Raw genomic sequence first — 14958 nt, forward strand, 5'->3', positions numbered from 1 at the left:
CGGGTGAAACCATGTCGTTACCCGATTACGCCGAGCTGCATTGCCTCTCCAATTTCACTTTCCTGCGCGGTGCCTCGCATCCGGCTGAACTGATCGAACAGGCTGCGGCACAAGGTTACGCGGCGTTGGCGCTGACTGATGAATGTTCGCTGGCCGGTATCGTCCGGGCGCATCAGGCGGCCAAACAGGCCGGGCTGAAACTGATAGTCGGCAGCGAAATGACGACCCTTGATGGCCTGAAACTGATCTTTCTGGCTAGAAACCGCGAGGGCTACGGCAACCTTTCGGCGCTCATCACGCTGGCCCGGCGACGGGCGGAGAAAGGAGCTTATGCGCTGCAACGGCATGACCTCAATGTCGTCTCGCCGAACGGCGCGGTGCCCGATTGCCTCGTGCTGTGGGTGCCGGGCGAGGCGGCAACGGTCGATGACGGGCGCTGGCTGGCCGAACATTTTCCCGGCCGCGTCTGGATTGCCGTTGAACTACACGCCGGGCCGGACGACGCGGCCAAACTGGCCGATCTGCAGGTGCTCGGCGCGGCTTGCGGTTTGCCGCTGGTGGCTGCCGGTGACGTGCACATGCACATCAAGGCCCGTCGGCCGGTGCAGGATGTGCTGACGGCATTGCGCCTGAAAACGACGGTTTTCGACGCCGGCTACGCGCTGTTTCCCAACGCCGAGCGCCATGTACGCACGCGTCTGCGCCTGTCGCGCCTCCACCCGCCGGAGCTGCTGGCCGAAACATTGAAGATTGCCGATCTATGCAGCTTTTCGCTCGACGAATTGCGCTACGAATATCCGGAGGAAATCGTCGAAGCCGGCCATACGCCGACCTCCTGGTTGCGCCACGAAACCGAGCGCGGCTTGCTGCGCCGTTATCCGTGCGGGATTCCGGACGATGTGCGACAGCGCATCGAGCATGAGCTGGCGCTGATCGCCGAGCTCAAATACGAAGCCTATTTCCTGACGGTGTACGACATCGTCTGCTTTGCCCGCAGTGTCGAGATCCTGTGCCAGGGGCGCGGCTCGGCGGCCAATTCGATCGTCTGCTTCGCGCTGGGGATTACCGAAGTGAGCCCGGATCGTTCGGGCATGCTGTTCGAGCGTTTCATTTCGAAGGAGCGCGGCGAGCCGCCGGACATCGACGTCGATTTCGAGCACGAACGCCGCCCCGAGGTCATCGCCTACATCTACCAAAAATACACCCGCGAACGGACGGCGCTGGCCGCGGCGCTGATCACATACCGGACCAAGGGTGCGCTACGCGATGCGGGCCGGGTGCTCGGTTTCGAGACGGCCCGGATCGACGCCCTGACCGCATCGCTGGCCTGGTGGGACAAACGCGAACAACTGCCCGAACGTTTCGCCGAACAGGGCCTCGACCCGGCTTCGCCGCGCGTCGAAAAATGGCTGTGGATCGCCGGGCAGTTGCGCGGTTTTCCCCGCCACCTGACCCAGCATGTCGGCGGCTTCGTCATGTCGCGCGGGCCGCTCGCCCGGCTGGTCCCGGTCGAAAACACGGCGATGCCCGAACGCACGGTGATCCAGTGGGACAAGGACGATCTCGACGCCGTCGGCCTCATGAAAGTTGATGTCCTGGCCCTCGGCATGCTCTCGGCGATCCGCCGCATGCTTTCAATTTTGAGCGAAATTTCCGGTCGACCGTGGCAGATGGCCGACATCCCCCCCGAAGACCCGAAAACCTACGAAATGCTCTGCCACGCCGACAGCATGGGCGTCTTCCAAGTCGAGTCGCGCGCCCAGATGGCCATGCTGCCACGCCTCAAGCCGCGCCGCTACTACGATCTCGTCATCGAGGTGGCGCTCGTCCGGCCCGGGCCGATCCAGGGCGACATGGTGTATCCCTACCTCAAGCGGCGGCAGGGCAGGGAACGCATCGAGAAAATCTCGCCAGCCGTCGATGAGGTACTTAAACGCACCTGCGGCGTTCCGATTTTTCAGGAGCAGGTCATGCAACTGGCTGTTGTTGCCGCCAACTTCACGCCCGGCGAAGCCGACCAGTTGCGCCGCGCGATGGCCGCCTGGAAGCGCAAGGGCGGCCTCGAACCATTCGAGCAGAAACTGCTTGCCGGCATGGCCGCCAACGGCCTGCCGGAAAGCTTCGCCCGGCGCATCATCCAGCAGATCCAGGGCTTCGGCGAATATGGCTTTCCCGAATCGCACGCCGCCAGCTTTGCGCTGCTCGTCTATGTTTCAGCCTGGATCAAGCGCCATCATCCTGCCATCTTCCTGTGCGGCCTGCTCAATAGCCAGCCGATGGGTTTCTACTCGCCGTCGATGCTGATTCAGGACGCCCGGCGCCATGGCGTCACCGTTTTGCCGCCCGACGTTACGGTCAGCGACTGGGACAGCATCATCGATGATGCCGGCGCCGTCCGCCTCGGCTTGCGCGAGATCGGCGGTTTCTCGAAGGCGGTGGCCGAGCGCATTGCCACGGTCAACCGGAAAAAAAGCCCATTTTTAAACATCGCAGATCTCGCTGCCCGCGCCGGCCTGCAACGCCGCGACCTTGATCAGCTAGCTGCTGCCGACGCCTTGCAGAGCCTGGCCGGCCACCGTCGGCAAGCGGCCTGGGCGGCTGGCGTGGAAAAAGCAGCAGCAGCCGTGCAGGGCGATCTCTTCACGGGCACAACGATCAGCGAACCGGATGCTGAACTGTCGATGCCCAGCGAAGCCGAAAACCTGATCGCCGATTACTGCAGCCTCGGACTGACCCTGCGCCGTCACCCTCTGGCGCTGCTCCGCCAGCATCTGGCCGAACGCCGCTTCGTCACGGCCGCCAGCCTGAAAACCGCCGGCCATCGCGCCCTGATCCGTGCCGCCGGCATCGTCGTCGGTCGTCAGCGACCAGGAACAGCGACCGGTATCGTTTTCGTCACGCTTGAAGATGAAAGCGGGTTGGTCAATGTCGTCGTCCATCCCCAACTGGTCGAAAAACAACGCCGGGAATTACTCGGCGCGACACTGCTTGGCATCTATGGGCAGTTGCAGATCGAAGGCGAAGTCATTCATCTGGTCGCCAAGCGACTGGTCGACCTTTCAGCTTGGCTGGGCCGGCTCGAAACATCGAGCCGGGATTTTCACTGACCGGGTAAAACGTTTTCGACGTCCTCAACCTCGTCGCCGAATTTGGTTTTTACATAGGCCCGCATCAGCCACTTCAGCGGGGTATCCGTAATCGCCTTGATAAACGGCCAGTTGAGCCCGAACCATTCAATCAGGGCATCCTCGATGGCATACCAATCGTTGGCAATGATCGCGCCGCCCTGAGACCAGTCACTGGACGGGCGATACGTCTTGGGATGCCAGTAGCCGCTGCCATTGACGTGGAATTGCCCATCTACAGGAGTCTCTGGCAACAGCTTCAGATTCTCCGATTTGGCAACCCAGAAATCGAGCAACGCACCCTCTAGACTGGTGACCCTCATCAAGTTTCCTTTCCTTGGAAAGTTTATGTGCTCCGGCAATTCAGCCAATGCACAGTTAACGAGATAACCATCAAAATTATTCCATCATGCCAATTTGCTATACTCCGAATCACGCATAATTTGTATTATGTAAAATTACATGGAGAAGCAAAAAAGAGGATCAGTTCAGATCCTCTTCCTTCGGCATTGGCAAATTCAGAATCTGGATGCCCTCGTCCCGCAGTTCATCGCATTCGTCTTCGCTAGCCTGGCCGCGAATCGGCCGCTGCGGTGCTTCGTTGTAGTGAATCTTGCGTGCCTCATCGGCAAATGAATTGCCAACGTCCTCGCTATGATTGACGATGGTCTGAATGAGCTGGCGATAAAGCGCCATGGCTTGTGTCCCGACCGGCATCAGTGCGGTACTGGTAGGCGCTTTTAAGGAAATGGCCGGCGACTCGTTGGCCGGTTCGACGTGATGTCCAGAAATTGCGACGGCGGACGGTACGCGCCGGACGTTGTGGCTGTCGCATTGCGGGCAACAGACAAGCCTGTCCTCAAGCTGGGTTTCAAAAGCGCCGGCACTCTGGAACCACCCTTCAAACCGGTGATTGTTGTCGCAGTTAAGGTCGTAGATGATCATGTGTTCAATCGTGGTGCCCGGGACGGGAATCGAACCCGTACACTCAAAGAGCGAGAGATTTTAAGTCTCTTGTGTCTACCAATTTCACCACCCGGGCTGGGTGCAATCATTATATCGGCGCCCGATATGAAAAAAGGGAAAGCGACCAGCGCTTTCCCTTTTCTATTTGGAGCGGCAGAAGAGTCTCGAACTCTCGACCTATACCTTGGCAAGGTATCGCTCTACCAACTGAGCTACTGCCGCAAAACCTTGGAGGCGCGAGCCGGAGTCGAACCGACCTACACGGATTTGCAATCCGGTGCATAACCGCTTTGCTATCGCGCCTAACCGAAAACGTCTTTTACAACTTGGTTAAAGCCAGTGGCTTTAACCTGAAAACTGGAGCGGCAGAAGAGTCTCGAACTCTCGACCTATACCTTGGCAAGGTATCGCTCTACCAACTGAGCTACTGCCGCGCTGAAACAGAGCGCGCATTATAGGCGACACAAGGGAATTGTCAACATTAGCCCCCTACTTTTCTGCCGTTCGTTTTGCAATTTCTGGCCAAGCCATGCGCAGGTAGTAGCCCATTGACCAGAGCGTAAGCAAGGCTGCTATCCAGATCAACCAGTTACCGAATCTTTTCATATCCGCACCAAGCAGCGGCTGGTAATAAAGGAGGATCGGAATGGCCAGCATTTGAGCTGCTGTCTTGATCTTGCCGAGCATCGACACAGCGACGCTTTTTGCCGCGCCAATCTTGGCCATCCATTCGCGCAACGCCGAAATGGTGATTTCGCGACCGATGATGATGCTGGCGACGATGGCATCGGTCCTGCCCAGTTCAACGAGAACGATCAATGCCGCGGCAACCATCAACTTATCGGCGACGGGGTCGAGAAAGGCACCAAAGGCCGAAGTCTGATCAAGTTTTCGCGCCAGATAGCCATCAGCCCAATCGGTCAGGGCCGCCGCCACAAAAATGGATGTTGCGGCGAGATCACGCTCGTGCAAGGTAGCCCAGTCTGCCGGCAGGTAGTAAACAGCAATCAGCAGCGGTATCGCCACGATACGAAGCCAGGTCAGCAGGATGGGCAGATTGAAGGGCATGGTTCAGTGTAATGCGGAATGGATCTTGTCGGCCATATCCCGGCTGATGCCCGGCACTTCGGACAGTTGTTCGGGGCTGGCGGCGAGTACGCCGGGCAGGCCGCCGAATCTGGCAACCAGCGCTTTGCGGCGGGCCGGTCCAATGCCCGGCAGACTTTCCAGTGTTGAGGTTTTCCGTGCCTTGCCGCGCTGAGCCCGATGGCCCGTAATGGCAAAACGATGAGCTTCGTCGCGTATTTCCTGAATCAGGTGCAACGCGGGGTGTTGCGCCGGCAATTGTAACGGCTCCCGGCCATCCGGGAAAACGAGTGATTCCAGTCCTGGCTTGCGCCCTTCGCCTTTGGCGACGCCGATCATCGGCAAATGGCTCAGGCCGAGATCGGCCAGGGCGGCAAAGGCGGAAGCGACCTGCCCTTTGCCGCCGTCGATCAGGATCAGGTCAGGCGCCGCACCCTCGCCGGTTGCAATGCCGTCGTAACGCCGACTGACGGCCTGGCGTATGGCCGCATAGTCGTCGCCGGGCGTGATGTCGCGAATGTTGAAACGCCGGTAGTCGGCGTTTTTCATGCGGTTTTCCTGGTAGACCACACAGGATGCAACGGTGGCCTCGCCCATCGTGTGACTGATGTCAAAACATTCAATTCGAACAATGGGTTCGGCCAGTTGCAAGGCTTCCTGCAGGGCCACAAGTCGTTTTTCCTGCTGCGCCGTCGCCTGGCTTCGCGCCAGGATGGCAAGTCGCGCATTCTGCAGCGCCATCTCGACCCAGGCTTTATGCGACAGGCTGCGCGCCTGCATCACCGGAACCGGCCGCCCAGCCAGTTCAGCCAACACCGCTTCAGTTTCCCCCGGCTCATCTTCCGCTGGCAAGGGATGAATCAGCAGGCGCGAAGGCGCCGGGTGGATGGCATAGTGCTGGCGAATGAAGGCGGCACAAGCATCGGCCGGCTCGGATTCGCCGGCATTAATCGGGAAAAATGGGCGGTCACCGAGATGCCTCCCTCCGCGGACCATCGCGAGATTGACGCACAGCTGCCCTGCTTCCTTTTGGGCGACCAGGATGTCCATATCTTCGCCCTTGCTGCTGAAAACAAATTGTTTTTCCTGTACCTGGCGGAGCGATTGAATCAAATCCCGATATACCGCAGCCTGTTCGAAGGCGAGGCGTGCGGAAGCTGATTCCATTGCCTGATTCAGGCGTTTTGAGACTTCCTGTTGTTTGCCAAGCAGGAACATCGAGGCGAGTTGAACGTCCGTTGCGTAGTCTTCCGGCGAGATCAATCCGACGCATGGTCCGCTGCAGCGTTTGATCTGGTAAAGCAGGCATGGCCGCGAGCGGTTAGAGAAAACCGAATCTTCGCAGGTGCGCAGGCGAAACATTTTCTGCATCAGGTGGATGCTGTCGCGCACGGCCCAGCTCGACGGATAGGGGCCAAAGTAGTCGGCCTTGCGATCCGGACTGCCACGAAAGAAGCCAAGTCGCGGGAATTCGCCTTTGGTCAGAACGATGTAGGGGTAGGATTTGTCGTCGCGAAAAAGGATGTTGTAGCGCGGCGAAAGCGACTTGATCAGGTTGTTTTCAAGCAACAGCGCTTCAGCCTCGGTGCGCGTTGCCGTGGTTTCCACGGTGGCGATCTGGCTGACCATGTGCGCGATGCGCGGGCTGGATACATTTTCCCGAAAGTACGACGAAACCCGTTTTTTGAGGTTCTTGGCCTTGCCGACGTAAAGAACAGCGGCGTTGGCGTCGAGCATGCGATAGACGCCGGGCAATTCAGTCAGCGTGGCCAGGAAAGCCTTGGCGTCGAAGCTCATCGTGCAGGGTTCAGGCGAGGCGGGTTTTGACCCCGGCAAACACCGCTTCGAAGCTTTCGCGGGAAAGCCGGCCGGTGCGCCAGTTGTAGCCACTGCAGTGGTAGCTATCGACGAGAATTCGACCGTCCGGCAAGGCATGGCAGACGTTGTGGCCGAAAGTGAATTCCTTGAGTTTGAGGCCGTAGGCCCAGAGCAGCGCCTGGTGGGCGATTGCGCCAAGGGCGACGATGACTTTGAGTCTGGGCATCGCGGCCAGTTCGTTCTTCAAATGGCTGTTGCATTGTCGGATTTCAGCCGTTGTTGGCTTGTTGGCAGGCGGCAGGCAGCGCACGGCATTGGTGATCCTGCAGTTGCTCAATTGCATGGCTGGATTGGCCCAGTGGTCAGCGCCCAACGGGCCGGGTTCGCTGGCGAAGCCGAAACGGTGCAAGGCGGGATACAGCAGTTCGCCAGCCACATCGCCGGTAAAGGGGCGGCCAGTCCGGTTGGCGCCCTTTTCGCCGGGGCCAAGGCCGACAACAAGCAGTTCTGCATCAAGGGAGCCAAAGGCTGGAACCGGCAGGGCGTGCCAGTCGGGGTCGCGCTGACGAATTTTGGCAAGGTGCTCGGCCAGTCGTGGGCAGGCTGTACAGCCGGTGGGATCTTGAAATCTTGACATGGCGGAGATGTTAGCATGGCGGCCATGCAGCTTCATTGGGACATCTTTTGCCGGGTTATCGACAACTTCGGCGATATCGGGGTTTGTTGGCGTCTTGCCAGGCAACTGGTGGCCGAGCACGGCCGCGAGGTACGTTTGTGGGTCGATGATCTGTCCAGCCTGCAGCCCTTGTGTCCGTCCGTGGATCCAATGAAAGCAAGGCAGTCGTACCAGGGCGTTGAAATTTGTCACTGGGTTGAGGATGCTGCGGTCGACTGCTCGGCGGATGTCGTTATCGAGGCCTTCGCTTGCGAGCTTCCAGAGGCGTATCTGGCGGCAATGAGCCAATGCTCGCCCAAACCGTGCTGGATCAACCTCGAATACCTGAGCGCAGAGTCCTGGGCTGAGGAGTGTCACGGCATGGCGTCGCCCCACCCCACCCTTCCCTTGATCAAATATTTCTTTTTCCCGGGGTTTTCTGCAAAGACTGGTGGGTTGCTGCGGGAAAACGGCTTGTTTGCCGAGCGTGATCGCTGTATTGCGGCTACTCCGACTAACGATTCGCTGGAAGTCAGCCTGTTTTGCTATGACAAGGCCCCGGTTGGCGCTTTGCTGGACGCTTTCCGCGATTCGGCTATTCCCCTTGTCTGCCATGTGCCACCAGGCAAGCCATTGGCGGCGGTACAGGCTCATTTGGGCGGAAGCGGACCGTGGCAACTCGGCAACGCGCTGATTCTGCCGATTCATTTCATGCCGATCGATGATTTCGATCGATTGCTGTGGCGCTGTGACATCAATTTCGTGCGTGGCGAGGATTCATTTGTGCGTGCCCAGTGGGCCGGCAAACCGTTTGTCTGGCACGTTTACCCGCAGGACGACGGCGCGCATCTGACCAAGCTCGAGGCGTTTCTCGGGCTCTATAGCGAAGGACTGGATGAGCAGATGAAAACCGTCCTGCGCCGGATGTTTGTCGCATGGAATCTTGGCCGCAATATCGCATCGGCCTGGCAGGGTTTCATAGACAGCAGGAGCGCCATTACCCGCCACAACGGGGAATGGGCCGAAAAGCTCGCTTCTAAGCCCGATTTGGCCACTGCACTCGTCAATTTCTGTGCTGCCAAGGTATAATCGAACGTTATACCTTTTTCTGACCTTAGAGAATCCCGAATGAAAACCGCAATGGAACTCCGCTCCGGCAACGTCATTATGGTCGGTGCCGACCCGCTCGTCGTTCAGAAGAGCGAATACAACAAGTCTGGCCGCAATGCCGCTGTTGTCAAAATGAAACTCAAGAACCTGTTGTCAGGTGCCGCTTCCGAAGCGGTTTACAAGGCTGACGACAAGTTCGAACAGGTCATTCTCGACAAGAAGGAAGTCACCTACTCCTACTTTGCCGATCCGATGTATGTGTTCATGGATGCCGACTACGAGCAGTTCGAAGTCGAAGCCGAGAACATGACCGACGCCCTGAAGTATCTGGAAGATGGCCTGGCTTGCGAAGTTGTTTTCTACAACGGCAAAGCTATTTCCGTTGAACTGCCGAACAGCGTGGTGCGCGAGGTTATTTACACCGAGCCGGCCGTCAAGGGCGACACTTCCGGCAAGGTCATGAAGCCGGCCAAGCTGGCGACCGGTTTCGAACTGCCGGTTCCGGCTTTCGTCAGTATTGGCGACAAGATCGAAATCGACACCCGTACCGACGAATACAAGAACCGCGTGAAGTAATCTGCGGCTTCTTTGGTGTTTTATTCGGGCAGCTTCGGCTGCCCGAATGCATTTCAGGCCATCAGTTTTGCGATGGTCTGCTGGGCGGCGATATATAAGCTATCTGATTGCAACGATTCCCAGTCCTTGGCGGAAGATTGGGGAATTAATGCCTCGACCCGCCGTCCGCGCAGCGGATCGATTTCCGGTTTCCAGTTTTGGAGCACATCGCCGACGACATCCGGCGCATTGCACACCAGCAACATGTCGCAGCCGGCGTTGTAGGCTGTCTCAACACGACTCAGCATGCCACCGACCACGCCGGCGCCGGCCATCGACAAATCATCGGTAAAAACCACCCCGTTAAACTTGATGTCATTTCTCAAATAACTTATCCATTTATTTGAAAATACAGCTGTATTGCAATCGAAACAGTTGTAAATAACATGGGCTGCCATGATGCCATCGAGTGATAGTTGCCGGTAAGGAAGGATGTCTTCCTGCATGACTTCCAGCGCCCGATCATCGACCGGCAGTTCGACATGCGAATCAGGAATCACGTAGCCATGCCCGGGAAAATGTTTGCCGCAACTTCCCATTCCGGCCAATCCCAGGCCTTCGCCAAGAGCGGCAGCCAATGCGATGACGGCGGTTGGCTGGCGATGTAAGGCCCTGTCGCCGATAACTCGAGATGGGCCATAGTCAAGGTCGAGGACTGGCGTGAAGGAGTAGTCGACGCCTCGGGCCCGCAGTTCAGCTGCCAGCACGTAACCGACTTGGCATGCCGCGGCGAGCGCCGTATCCGGATTGTCATCCCAGAGCTTGCCCAGCGCGGCCATCGCCGGCAAACGGGTGAAACCGTCTCGGAAGCGCTGTACCCTGCCCCCTTCGTGATCGACGGCGATCAGCAGCGCCGGTGTGCGCAGGGCGTGAATGGCTGCGGTCAGGGCCGACAACTGTTCCGGATCGGCATAGTTCCGGGAAAAAAGGATGATGCCGCCAACCAGCGGATGGCAGAGGCGTTCGCGGTCGAGGTCGGTCAGTTCGGTGCTGGCGATGTCGATCATCAGCGGGCCAAGCGGCAAATGCATCATGCGTGCTCCAGAATGACGTAGGCGACCGCGTATTCGGCTTCGTCGCTGATCGAAAGATGAGCGATCAGGTTTTTGTTTTTGAGCATTTTTTCCAGTTGACCGTGGAAGTGCAGTTCCGGCTTGCCAAGATCGTCATGGCCGACCGCAATCGCCGTCAGCGTGGCCGGTGGGCGCACACCGGTGCCCAGCGCCTTGCTGAAGGCTTCCTTGGCGGCAAAACGCTTGGCGAGAAAGCGGCCTTTGTCAGCCGCTTTGGCGAAATCTTCCATTTCCTGCGGCGCTAGCAGTTTCCCCAGCGCCTTGTCGCCATGCCGTTCCCACATGCCGCGCAGACGGGCAACGGCGATGATGTCGGTGCCGATCCCGTAAATCATTCGGGCGAATTCGCTGCTTCGCGCATCAGGACTTTCATTTCGCGGACCGCCTCGCGCAGGCCGACGAAAATGGCGCGACTGATGATGGCGTGGCCAATGTGCAGTTCGCGTATGCCGGCCAAGCGGGCTATCTGCTGGACATTGTAATAATTCAGCGCATGCCCGGCATTGAAACGCATGCCCAGTTGGCGAACAGCCTGCCCAGCGACGCGAACCTTTTCTAGTTCGGCGAGCACGGCGGGCGCTTCTGCGTCTCTTCCCTTGTCGTAGAAGGCATGAGCGTAGGGACCGGTGTGGATTTCGCAGACGCTGGCGCCAATCCGGGCAGCCGCTTCGATTTGGGCTATATCGGCATCGATGAATACGCTGGTCACGATGCCGGCATCGGCCAGGCGCGAGATGACATCCTTCAAGCGCGATTCCTGCGCAATGATGTCGAGCCCGCCTTCGGTCGTCACTTCATGCCGCCCTTCGGGAACCAGCATGGCCATCTCGGGCTTCAGGGCACAGGCGATGCCGACCATTTCATCGGTCGCCGCCATTTCGAGATTGAGTTTGATTTGAGTCGATTCACGCAGACGACGGACGTCGGCATCCTGAATATGGCGGCGATCTTCCCGTAAATGCACGGTAATGCCATCAGCCCCACCGAGGTGGGCTTCGGCGGCGCCCCAGACCGGGTCGGGCTCGTAAGTCCGGCGGGCCTGGCGAATGGTCGCCACGTGGTCGATATTGACGCCAAGTTCGATCATAGCTCTTGCAACTCCTTGAATATCTTGCGTGTTTCCAGTTCCTTGCCAGCCAGGTAATAGGCCATCAGCGTGCGCATCAAGGCCTTGCTTTCATAACGCGAGCGCGAGTCGGAAAAGTCCTCGGCATCGAGATCGAGCAAGGTCTTGCCAATAACAATCTGGGACGCTGCCTCTTCGTGTTCAAGGCGCACCGGCCCTTGTTCCATGCGGTAAGTGTAAAACGCTTCGGGCTGGATCGGGTTGCCAGCGCTATCGTGATTCAGCGTCAGGCCATAGCCCAGTTCCTGCAGGAGGGCTTTTTCGAAGCTGCGCAAGTCTGCCTCGCGGACTTTACCCGACGGATCGGCCGCCAGTCGGCCCAGCATTTTGGTGTAGTGGGCGAATAGCTGCTCATGCGCATCTTCGCGCGGTAACAGGTGCATCAGCAGTTCGTTGAGGTAATAGCCACAGAACAGTGCCTCGCCGGAGAGCAAGGGCTGCCCGCCCAGCCATTCAGCTTTCATCAGGGTCAGCACTTCGCCCTTGCCGGCCCAGCCGATTTCAATGGGCTGAAAGGCCATGAGCAGCCCCCGGATCGCTGAACGCGGTCGGCGCGCGCCGCGTGCCAGCAAGGCCATCCGCCCGAAATCGCGGGAAAATACTTCAACAATGAGGCTGGTTTCCCGAAAGGGATAGCTGTGCAGAACGTAAGCCGGCTGGCCGTCGACTTTGCTGCGCAGGTTCATTCGTAGCCGAGGCTCTTCAGCAGGCGTTCGTCATCGTTCCAGCCCGACTTTACCTTGACCCAGATTTCAAGATAAACCTTGCCGCCGAACAGGCGTTCCATGTCTTGCCGCGCCTCAGAGGCAATGCGCTTGAGCTGTTCCCCACCCTTGCCGATCACGATGGCCTTGTGCCCCTCACGATCAACAACGATAGCAGCAAAAATCCGGCGCAAGTCGCCTTCGGTTTCAAATCGCTCAATTTCGACTGCGGTGGCATACGGCAGTTCGTCACCAAGCAGGCGGAAGACCTTTTCGCGGATATATTCGGAAGCGAGAAAACGTTCGCTCTTATCGGTCAGGTCATCTTCCGGGAACATCAATCCATCGTTGGGCAGATGTTTCTTGGCTTCATTCAGCAGGTCCTCGGTTTGCCGCCCCTTGGCAGCACTGACCGGGATGACCGCGGCGTAATCGTGATCGGCAGCAACCTCGGCCAGGAATGGCAGCAAGGCTGCCCGATCCTTCTGCAAATCGGTCTTGTTGACAACCAAGATGACCGGCCGGTCCTTGGGCAACAGGCGAACGACAGCCTTGTCCTTGGCATCATAACGACCAGCCTCAACGACGAAAATAACGACATCAACATCGCTCAACGTTTGCGTAACGCCGCGATTCATCGCCCGGTTCAGAGCATTCGAGTATTTCGTCTGAAACCCCGGGGTATCAACAAAAACGAACTGAGCGTCATCCTTGGTCAGGATGCCGGTAATCCGGTGACGCGTGGTCTGTGCTTTGCGCGAGACGATGCTGATTTTTTCGCCGATCAACTTGTTGAGCAAAGTCGATTTTCCAACATTGGGGCGACCGACGATGGCGATGTATCCGGAACGGAATTTTTTCATGCGTTGAGTTCTTTCAGAGCCTTGTCGGCTGCAACCTGCTCGGCGATACGTCGGCTTGAGCCGTGGCCGACCGTTCGCATGGAAGGAGATTCGATTTCACAGGCCACTTCGAAGCGCTGCTCATGGGCTGCTCCAGTGGCTTCGAGCAGTTGATAGCGAGGTAATGGCTTCTTGCGCCCCTGCAACCACTCCTGCAAACGGGTTTTGGCATCCTTTTGAAACTCACCGGGCTTCAGCTTGGCAAGCAACGGCGCGTAGAGCTTGTCGATGACAGCCTGTGCCGCCAAGAAGCCAGCGTCGAGATAAATGGCGCCGAACAAAGCTTCCAGTGCGTCAGCAAGAATGGATGGGCGCAGCGCCCCTCCACTTTTCAGTTCGCCCTCACCAAGTCGCAGGGCATCGCTGATATTCAGGCCAACAGCCAGTTGGTGCAAAGCATCCTGATTGACCAGATTTGCTCGCAATCGGGAAAGATCGCCCTCTGGCAGGTCCGGAAAACGGTGAAACAGTGCGGCTGCAATGGCGCAATCGAGAATGCCGTCACCGAGAAACTCAAGGCGCTCGTTGTTTGGCACCCCAAAGCTGCGATGGGTCAGCGCGGTCCGAAGGAGAAGCGGGTCGGAAAACGAGTGGCCAAGTTGATGAGCGACAGACAACGCTGACATGCCTTATCCCGCAGTCGACCCCTTGTAGTCGATCAGCAGGCTGACGTTCCAGAAGAGAGGAATGCGTTTTTCGTACTCAAAGGAAATAACAACCTTGCCGTTCTCCTTCGTGATATCCAGTTGGCTGGCCTTGAAATCGAGTGTGTCCACTTCCGCAAACTTATCGAACGACTTGCGAATATCAGCGACAGTTGAGTCAGGTCCGGCTTTGGCGGCAGTCGCCTTGATATCTTTAACAATTTTCTGATACTCAATGAAAGTCGGTGTGACTTTCATGCCCAGCACAGCAACCAGAATGAGAACGATGCTCCAGAACATCAGCCCGGAGAGGGCAATGCCGCGTTGATATTTCATCATATCCCCTTACCTGAATGAACCAATCCGGCTGAAATCACTGAAATTCAACCAGACAAAGAACGCTTTGCCAACGATGTTTGCCTCTGGAACGAAACCCCATGCGCGGCTGTCACGGCTGTTGTCGCGGTTGTCGCCCATCATGAAATAGTGGCCAGCCGGCACCTTGCAACTCACGCCTGCAGCATTGTAAGTGCAATTTTCACGGTGCGGAAAGCGAGCTGCATCCGGAATAAAAGCCGGGGCATCAGCATCGTTCAGAGCGCGATGTTCGACCTCTCCCAATTTCTCAAGGAATTGCTCTGAGTAATAAAGTCGCTCCGGATGCAGATAGTCTCCGACCTTTTGGGTCGGAACTGGTTGCCCGTTGATGGTCAGTCGCTTGTTCTGGTATGTAATGGTGTCACCAGGCAGACCTACAACCCGCTTGATGTAATCAAGCGATGGATCTTCCGGATAACGAAAAACCATGACATCACCCCGCTGCGGGGAGTTCATGTCGATAATTTTCTTGTTGATTACAGGTAGACGAATGCCGTAAGTAAACTTGTTCACCAAGATAAAATCACCAACCAGCAGGGTCGGAATCATCGATCCGGACGGGATCTTGAAGGGTTCGAAAAGAAATGATCGGAGTACGAAAACGATCAGAATCACAGGGAAGAAGCTGGCACCCCATTCCACCCAGAGTGGCTCCTTGGCATTTTGGGCCCGTAGCTTCCGGAATTTAAGGATATCCACCGCGTACAGAACGCCAGTGACGACCAGCAGCACAAACAGAATCAGGGCAAAATTCAT

16 protein-coding genes and 4 tRNA genes are annotated in these 14958 nt (G+C 57.7%); 3 read left to right on the forward strand and 17 right to left on the reverse strand.

Annotated features, from left to right (window positions below):
* Window positions 1-11: 11 nt before the first annotated feature.
* Entirely contained in the window at window positions 12-3107 is a 3096-nt protein-coding gene (locus tag WBK19_RS05025; RefSeq protein WP_511287542.1) for an error-prone DNA polymerase, read from the forward strand.
* On the opposite strand, the gene WBK19_RS05030 is transcribed toward WBK19_RS05025, so the two are convergent.
* The 9 genes from WBK19_RS05030 to WBK19_RS05070 all read right to left on the reverse strand — a co-directional run bounded on the left by WBK19_RS05030 (window position 3101) and on the right by WBK19_RS05070 (window position 7632).
* Window positions 3101-3448 (reverse strand): phage protein NinX family protein, encoded by a 348-nt coding sequence (locus tag WBK19_RS05030; protein ID WP_511287544.1) that lies wholly within the window; start codon window positions 3446-3448, stop codon window positions 3101-3103. The two genes, WBK19_RS05025 and WBK19_RS05030, sit on opposite strands and share 7 nt — an antisense overlap.
* Before the next feature lie 160 nt (window positions 3449-3608).
* A complete protein-coding gene (locus WBK19_RS05035; RefSeq protein ID WP_511287546.1) occupies window positions 3609-4070 on the reverse strand; it encodes a DUF1178 family protein in 462 nt (153 codons plus the stop codon).
* An 11-nt stretch (window positions 4071-4081) separates the two neighbouring features.
* Window positions 4082-4167 (reverse strand) — tRNA-Leu (locus WBK19_RS05040).
* Window positions 4168-4237: 70 nt separating this feature from the next.
* A tRNA-Gly gene (locus WBK19_RS05045) sits at window positions 4238-4313 on the reverse strand.
* Window positions 4314-4320: 7 nt separating this feature from the next.
* Window positions 4321-4394: transfer RNA gene (locus WBK19_RS05050), tRNA-Cys, on the reverse strand.
* 55 nt (window positions 4395-4449) lie between these two features.
* Window positions 4450-4525, reverse strand: a tRNA-Gly gene (locus tag WBK19_RS05055).
* A gap of 55 nt (window positions 4526-4580) precedes the next feature.
* Complete coding sequence (pgsA, locus tag WBK19_RS05060; RefSeq protein ID WP_511287548.1) at window positions 4581-5159, reverse strand: CDP-diacylglycerol--glycerol-3-phosphate 3-phosphatidyltransferase; 579 nt, start codon at window positions 5157-5159, stop codon at window positions 4581-4583.
* Between the two features lie 3 nt (window positions 5160-5162).
* Window positions 5163-6974 (reverse strand): excinuclease ABC subunit UvrC, encoded by a 1812-nt coding sequence (uvrC, locus tag WBK19_RS05065; protein WP_511287549.1) that lies wholly within the window; start codon window positions 6972-6974, stop codon window positions 5163-5165.
* A 10-nt stretch (window positions 6975-6984) separates the two neighbouring features.
* The gene (locus WBK19_RS05070; protein WP_511287551.1) at window positions 6985-7632 is read right to left on the reverse strand and encodes a uracil-DNA glycosylase; all 648 of its coding nucleotides are present in this window, start codon (window positions 7630-7632) and stop codon (window positions 6985-6987) included.
* Window positions 7633-7647: 15 nt separating this feature from the next.
* Between WBK19_RS05070 and earP the strand changes: the two genes are divergently transcribed.
* Together earP and efp are read left to right on the forward strand one after the other, a co-directional pair.
* Window positions 7648-8739: an elongation factor P maturation arginine rhamnosyltransferase EarP gene (earP, locus tag WBK19_RS05075; RefSeq protein WP_511287553.1), complete on the forward strand. Its 1092-nt coding sequence runs from the start codon at window positions 7648-7650 to the stop codon at window positions 8737-8739.
* 39 nt (window positions 8740-8778) lie between these two features.
* Entirely contained in the window at window positions 8779-9336 is a 558-nt protein-coding gene (gene efp, locus WBK19_RS05080) for an elongation factor P (RefSeq protein ID WP_511287555.1), read from the forward strand.
* A 53-nt stretch (window positions 9337-9389) separates the two neighbouring features.
* Here efp and nagZ read toward each other — a convergent pair whose 3' ends face one another.
* From nagZ to lepB, 8 genes are read right to left on the reverse strand one after another with little or no spacing between them, the layout of a single operon-like run.
* Window positions 9390-10409, reverse strand: a complete 1020-nt coding sequence (gene nagZ / locus WBK19_RS05085) for a beta-N-acetylhexosaminidase (RefSeq protein ID WP_511287557.1) — start codon at window positions 10407-10409, stop codon at window positions 9390-9392.
* Window positions 10406-10783, reverse strand: coding sequence for a holo-ACP synthase (gene acpS / locus WBK19_RS05090; RefSeq protein ID WP_511287558.1), 378 nt, complete (start codon window positions 10781-10783; stop codon window positions 10406-10408). The genes nagZ and acpS overlap by 4 nt, the downstream gene beginning before the upstream one ends.
* Complete coding sequence (locus tag WBK19_RS05095; protein ID WP_511287560.1) at window positions 10780-11535, reverse strand: pyridoxine 5'-phosphate synthase; 756 nt, start codon at window positions 11533-11535, stop codon at window positions 10780-10782. Before WBK19_RS05095 ends, acpS begins: the two co-directional genes overlap by 4 nt.
* Window positions 11532-12260 (reverse strand): DNA repair protein RecO, encoded by a 729-nt coding sequence (gene recO / locus WBK19_RS05100; protein WP_511287562.1) that lies wholly within the window; start codon window positions 12258-12260, stop codon window positions 11532-11534. The genes WBK19_RS05095 and recO overlap by 4 nt, the downstream gene beginning before the upstream one ends.
* Window positions 12257-13141 carry a GTPase Era gene (gene era / locus WBK19_RS05105; RefSeq protein ID WP_511287563.1) on the reverse strand — a complete coding sequence of 295 codons (885 nt, stop codon included), beginning with the start codon at window positions 13139-13141 and terminating at the stop codon, window positions 12257-12259. The genes recO and era overlap by 4 nt, the downstream gene beginning before the upstream one ends.
* Window positions 13138-13806: a ribonuclease III gene (gene rnc, locus WBK19_RS05110; protein WP_511287565.1), complete on the reverse strand. Its 669-nt coding sequence runs from the start codon at window positions 13804-13806 to the stop codon at window positions 13138-13140. Before rnc ends, era begins: the two co-directional genes overlap by 4 nt.
* Before the next feature lie 3 nt (window positions 13807-13809).
* The gene (locus WBK19_RS05115) at window positions 13810-14163 is read right to left on the reverse strand and encodes a DUF4845 domain-containing protein (protein WP_511287567.1); all 354 of its coding nucleotides are present in this window, start codon (window positions 14161-14163) and stop codon (window positions 13810-13812) included.
* Between the two features lie 6 nt (window positions 14164-14169).
* Window positions 14170-14958, reverse strand: coding sequence for a signal peptidase I (gene lepB / locus WBK19_RS05120; protein ID WP_511287569.1), 789 nt, complete (start codon window positions 14956-14958; stop codon window positions 14170-14172).

Source organism: Azonexus sp., from assembly GCF_049652925.1.
GTDB lineage: Bacteria > Pseudomonadota > Gammaproteobacteria > Burkholderiales > Rhodocyclaceae > Azonexus.